The 5,825-nt window shown below is 61.3% G+C and carries 6 protein-coding genes; all 6 read right to left on the bottom strand.

Going from position 1 to position 5,825, the window contains the following annotated elements:
* The coding region (locus ACEQXE_RS11760; protein ID WP_370179563.1) for an efflux RND transporter permease subunit at positions 1-1,073 on the bottom strand (1,073 nt) is incomplete at its 3' end.
* Positions 1,070-2,578 carry an efflux RND transporter periplasmic adaptor subunit gene (locus ACEQXE_RS11755; RefSeq protein WP_011413841.1) on the bottom strand — a complete coding sequence of 503 codons (1,509 nt, stop codon included), beginning with the start codon at positions 2,576-2,578 and terminating at the stop codon, positions 1,070-1,072. The genes ACEQXE_RS11755 and ACEQXE_RS11760, both read right to left, overlap by 4 nt.
* The gene (locus ACEQXE_RS11750) at positions 2,575-3,810 is read right to left on the bottom strand and encodes a TolC family protein (protein ID WP_010412718.1); all 1,236 of its coding nucleotides are present in this window, start codon (positions 3,808-3,810) and stop codon (positions 2,575-2,577) included. Before ACEQXE_RS11750 ends, ACEQXE_RS11755 begins: the two co-directional genes overlap by 4 nt.
* 123 nt (positions 3,811-3,933) lie before the next feature.
* The gene (locus ACEQXE_RS11745) at positions 3,934-4,344 is read right to left on the bottom strand and encodes a hypothetical protein (RefSeq protein WP_010412715.1); all 411 of its coding nucleotides are present in this window, start codon (positions 4,342-4,344) and stop codon (positions 3,934-3,936) included.
* Between the two features lie 95 nt (positions 4,345-4,439).
* Positions 4,440-4,883 (bottom strand): CBS domain-containing protein, encoded by a 444-nt coding sequence (locus ACEQXE_RS11740; protein WP_010412712.1) that lies wholly within the window; start codon positions 4,881-4,883, stop codon positions 4,440-4,442.
* Positions 4,884-5,313: 430 nt separating this feature from the next.
* Positions 5,314-5,825 (bottom strand): aldehyde dehydrogenase family protein (locus tag ACEQXE_RS11735; protein WP_370179560.1); only part of this gene is annotated, 512 nt, incomplete at its 5' end.

Here is a 5,825-nt window from a genome sequence, read left to right as displayed (position 1 = left end):
CACAGGAACAGCAGGCACACCAGGGCAACGACAATGAATTCCTCGATGAGCTTGGAGGTCAGGTTTTCGACCGAAGCATCGATCAATTGCGAACGGTCGTAGGTGGTGACGATCTCGACCCCTTCGGGCAGGCTTGCCTGCAATTGTTCGAGCTTCGCTTCGACCGCCGCAATTGCGCTGCGCGCATCGGCGCCCTGGCGCAGAATGACGATACCGCCGGCAACCTCGCCTTCGCCGTTGAGTTCCGCAATGCCGCGCCGCAGCTCCGGGCCGATCTGGATATTGGCCACATCGTCCAGCGTTACCGGAGTGCCGCCCGCTTCGGCGCGCAAGGGTATGCTGCGAAAATCCGCCAGCGTGCCGAGATAGCCCGAGGCACGGACCATATATTCGGCCTCGCCCATTTCGACGATAGAGCCCCCGGTTTCCTGATTGCCTGCCTGCACCGCGCGGACCACTTGCGCGTGCGTCACGCCCAGCGAAGCCATGCGATAGGGGTCGAGCACGATCTGGTACTGCTTGACCATGCCGCCCACGCTGGCGACTTCGGCGATGCCGGGAATGGTTTTCAGCTCGTAGCGCAGGAACCAGTCCTGCAGGCTCCTGAGCCCGGCCAAGTCGTGACCGCCGCTGCGGTCGACCAGCGCATATTCGTAGATCCAGCCCACCCCGGTTGCATCAGGGCCGAGTGTGCTCTGAACCCCGTCGGGCAAGCGGTTCTGGACCTGGTTCAGATACTCCAGAACGCGAGAGCGCGCCCAGTAGAGGTCGGTCCCGTCCTCGAAGATCACATAGACGTAGCTGTCTCCGAAAAAGGAATAGCCGCGCACGGTCTTGGCACCGGGGACCGACAGCATGGTCGTGGCCATCGGATAGGTCACCTGGTCCTCGACGATACGGGGCGCCTGACCTGGATAGTTCGAGCGGATCACCACCTGTACATCGGAAAGGTCCGGCAGGGCATCGACGGGCGTCGTCCGTACCGCCCAGAAACCGGCCAGCGCCAACCCGATCGCTGCCAGCACCACGAAAAAGCGGTTGGCGATCGAGCTATCGATGATGCGCGCGATCATTGGCCGATTTTCCGGATCGAGACGATGCGCGGCCCCGTACTGGCTTGCACAAATGTGAAGGAGACCCGGTCGCCGCGCGCAAAACCGCGCAGCTGTTCCGGTCCTTCGCTGGCAAAGGGCATGGTCATTGCCGGCCATTCGAGCGCAGGCACCGGACCGTGGCGCAAGGTCACGCTGTTGGCGTTTATGCGCTCGATCGTCCCGGTCGCGCGATAAGTCTGCGGTTCATCTGCATCGTCCGACCCTCGGTCTTCGCTCGCACCGGATGGTGCCTGATCGACGGGACGCACGTCGATGCCCGCAAGGCTGGCTTCGGAATCGAGCAGGAACTGGCCCGAGGTGACCACTCTCTCTCCTGCAGCCAGCCCGGCAAGGACTTCGGTCCGTCCGTTCGCTTCGCGGCCGATACGGATTTCGGCGGGCCGATAGCCGCCACCTCCCTGCGCGATCATCGCCAGGGTCCGCTCGCCGGTGCGAATGACAGCTTCCGAAGGGACCAGCAGCGCTTCGCGCCGTTCAGGCGCGAGCATCACTTGGGCAAACATTCCCGGCTTGAGCCGCAGGCCCGGATTGGGCATCGCTGCCCGCACGGTTATCGTGCGGCTCGCATCTTGCGCGCTCGGCAGAATGGCGATGATGCGTCCGGCAAACCGTTCGCCGGGAAAGGCAGTGAGCGTGGCGCTCACCGGCTGCCCGACACGCGCGTTGCCAGCCAGTGCCTCGGGTACCGCCGCCTCGAGCCAGATCGGACTGTACCCGCTGATCTCGGCCAGCGATTGGCCCGCCGCCACGGTCATGCCCGGCCTTACTGCGAGCGACGTGATCGCGCCCGATTGCGGTGCTGTGACGGTGATGATCGTTTGCGGTCTTCCGCTTCGGGTGACCGAGGCGATCATCGAGTCCGGCATGCCAAGCAGCCGCAGGCGCTCGCGGGCGGCCCGGGTCAACGCTTCGTCGCCGGTTGCGGCAACAGCAAGATACTCGTTTTGTGCGCCGCCCCATTCGGGCACAAGAATGTCGACGATCGGAGCGCCTCTGGCAATCAGGTCCTGCGGTGCATGGCCGTAGGTCCGCTGAACATAGCCGCCGGCGCGCGGCTGAACGATCGCCATCTCGCTGCCGTTATATGCGAGCGTGCCGGTGACGCTGATTTCAGGCTCCAGCACGCCATATTCCGCTTCAGCAGTCCGGATCCCGAAATTCTGGACGAGCGTCGAATCGATACTCACACCCCCGGCGCCCTGCGCGTCGCCGCCCGCGCATTTGGGGACCAGCTGCATGTCCATGAAAGGAGATTTGCCCGGCTCGTCGAAGCGCTGGTCAGGGACCATCGGATCGTACCAATAGAGCACGTCCTCGCAGCCCGTATCTGTCGCTGCATCGCCGCCGCTCTCGCTGCCGAGCATTGAGAGACCGTAGCCCGCCAACAGACTGACCAGAGCAATACCAAGTCCAGCCGCATACATGCGCTGGCGCGGTGTGAATCGTTCGAGCGCGGAGTTCATGGCCTGCTCTCCCCGTAGGTCAGTCGCAGCCTCACCGCCGCCTCGACAGCTGCCTGTTCGCGCTCGAGTATCTCCAGTTCGAGCAGCGCGAGCGCGGATTTCGCCGCAATCACATCGACGAGATCGGCACGCCCGGCCGCGAAACTCGCTGTATCGAGGTCCGCGCGGTCGCGCGCCAGCGGAAGAAGCTCGTCACGCGCGCGTCCCCATTGCCGCACTGTGCTGCGCCAGGTTGCCAGATCAGCTTCGAAACCGGCAACCAACGCGCGCCTGCGATCCTCGCGCTCGGCCGATGCGGCAGCGGCTTCGGCTTCGGCAGCGGCAATGCGCGGATTCTGCCGCCGGTCGGTAAAGATCGGCAGTGTAATGGACCCCATGATCGACACCGCATCGCCGAAATCAGGATTGCGGCGACCATAGGTGACGCTCACCCCGAAATCGGGTCGTTTCTCGGCGCGTGCGAGCGCGACACCGGCTTCGGCCCGGCCTCGTTCGGCATCGGCCAGCAGGATTTCGGGATTGCTTTCGAGCTCGAACCGCAGCTGCTCCTCATCGAGGACAGCCGATGGCGCGGCTCCCAAAGCAACCGGATCTGCGAGCGGTATATATCGGGAAATCTGCGCTTGCGCAGTCTCGCGCTCGGCTTCGATAGCGGTAATCGCGTCTTCAATTCCGAGTAGCTCGCGCCGGATTGCCAGGCTCTCCGCCGGGCGGGCCGACCCCGAAGCAACTGCACTGTTGGCAACCGGAACGAATGCTCTCAGGTCGTCCAGCGCAGCCTGGGCAAGATCAAGCCGCGCTTGCGCATAATGGAGCCGGACCCAGGCCGTGCCCGCATCGGCGAGAAGAATACGCTCGGCCATGCCAAGGCGTGCCTCGGCGAGCCGCACTTCCGAACTGGCAACGCCGAACCTCGCCCGTCGACGGGCGAGATTTGGGATTTCCTGCTCGATACCGATTGCGATCTGCGTGGGGAGTTGCCGGTCTGGGTCGAACGCGGCAGGTCCGGTCACAGGAAGGTTCATGATACCTGCGCGTACGCGCGGATCGGGAAGCTCATCCGCCGCTTCCGCTGCCTCGCGCCGCGATTGTACACGCAGCGCGCCAGCTTCCAGAACGGGTTGTTCGCCTCGTGCTACCGCCAGTATTTCCTCGTATCCGACAGACTGTGCTTGGGCAGTCTGCGCGGCGAGCAGGGCCGAAAACGGCACCCAGCCAATGCGCCAATCCATAATTCTTACTCTTTCAAAGCGAGCTGACCGGGAAGGGCCACGGCGCACGCGGGCGAGCAACCGGGCGCTGGGCCTGTTTATCCGTCAAGCTCGCAAGCGGCGCGATGCACCGCCCGGGAAATGCTAGATGGTGAGCTGGGGTTGTGGAGGTGGCGATTCCGGCGGTAGCGGCTGGCTCTCGAGCCTGCTGGCACTCGCGGAAAGGTACTGAGGCGCAACAAAAAGCGATTCTGTTTGCGCAAGTCCCGCAGCGGTGAGCGCCAGCGGCGGGAGACAATTCATAGCAACAAGACAATCGAGTGTCATCTCGCGGCAAGGCCCGTGCTGATCGACCTTGTCCTTATCGGCGATCACCTGCCCGGGCATTGGGTGATTGGGCATGCCTTGCACCATTTCAGCGCAATCAGTCGTTCCGGCCACTTCAATCTGCGGAACAGCTGCCTGTGCTGCGACCTGCACAAACAGGCCGAAGCTGAAGCAGATCAAAGTAAGAGCACGAATATACGTCACCGGTTTGGGATAGTCCGAACGCATACGACGTGCAAGTCGGTTATCAGGCTGAAGACAAAGGCCAGATTTATGTTTTCGCTTCAGCAAACCCGAAGCCCAAACCTATTGCCCAAATTTGCCTAACAGCAACCTGACTTTGACGCTTCCTCGGTGGGTTCCGATACCTCACGCACCAGATCGCCGGTCTCTTTTTCGTTCGCATGCCGAGCAATGTCGGCTTGTGAAACGATGCCGCAACATTTGCCACTCTCGTCCACAACAGGAAGCCGCCGAACTTTGTTGTCCTCCATTTTGCTGCGACAATCATCGACACTCGTGTCGGGTGTCACAGTAATCGGAGAGCTTGTCATCACGTCTTCTACCGACGTGTCAGAAGACTTGCCGTCTGCAACGCAGCGACAAGCAATGTCACGATCGGTAATCACACCGACAAGTGTGCCGGAATCATCTACAACCGGAATTTCGCCGCAGTCGTTTTTCACCATGAGATTAGCGGCCTCCCGTACACTGGTCGAAGGATTGCAGCATGCAGGATTCGAGGTCATCACATTCTTGGCTTCCATGATATGTCTCCAATTTCTATTAAATACCTGAATATTTGCGTACCATTGCAACGGCGAGGCGCCGGATAATGTTCCTCTCGCATTTCCGGATGAAATCGATATGGACGAACGGGCACGGTCATGCCGAACGAAAGCTGTAGAATGGCATTCGCCACCTCATGGAAGGCGCTAGCATCTGAATAGGCCTTACCCAGAAGCCCAGGAATACAGAAGTATGGGTCCGCCGAGAGGCGTGAGGCACAGGCACCGGCCCGCTTCATTGCTCTTCACAGTCTCCGCTGCGATAGCCGCCCTAATGCAAATGTCTGCCCGCTTTATGAAGAATTCGCGGCCATCTCTCGTCTCAGTCTTCATGATGTTGAAGATCGGGTAGCAGCGATAAGTCACTGCTCTTTCAATAGACCGTGTGCGGGACAATCATCGAACGCTCCTATCGATCTGATCGAAAACCACCCTCTGGCCAATTCCAGACGGCCATTTTTTCAAAGCTCATATCCGCCATCGTGTAGGCGATCCCGCCGACACCAAGGCCGGAGCGGCGCAGGCCTGCAAAGGGCATCCAGTCCACGCGGAATGCCGTATGGTCGTTCACCATCACAGCCGATCCAGCCAGAGAGCCGATGCTATGATTGGCGATTGACAGCCGATCGGTGAATACAGCGGCCTGAAAGGCGTAAGGCAGGGCATTGGCCTGCTCGATAGCCAGGTCGATATCGTCATAGCCATACACGCAGATCACGGGGCCGAAGATTTCTTCCTGGGATACCTTGGCACTTTCGGGAGGATCGACAATGACGGTCGGGGAGAAAAGAGTGTCACTCAGGCGGCTTCCCCCGCAGACCAGGGTGCCGCCTGCTGCAATGGCTTCATCGACCCAGCGTTCGACGCGGTCGACTTCCTCCGTTCGGATCAGGGGTCCGCATTGGGTTTCGGCATCGGCGG

This window comes from Alteriqipengyuania sp. (genome assembly GCF_964222115.1).
Taxonomy (GTDB): domain Bacteria; phylum Pseudomonadota; class Alphaproteobacteria; order Sphingomonadales; family Sphingomonadaceae; genus Alteriqipengyuania.
This window is presented reverse-complemented; position numbering and strand designations above follow the sequence as displayed.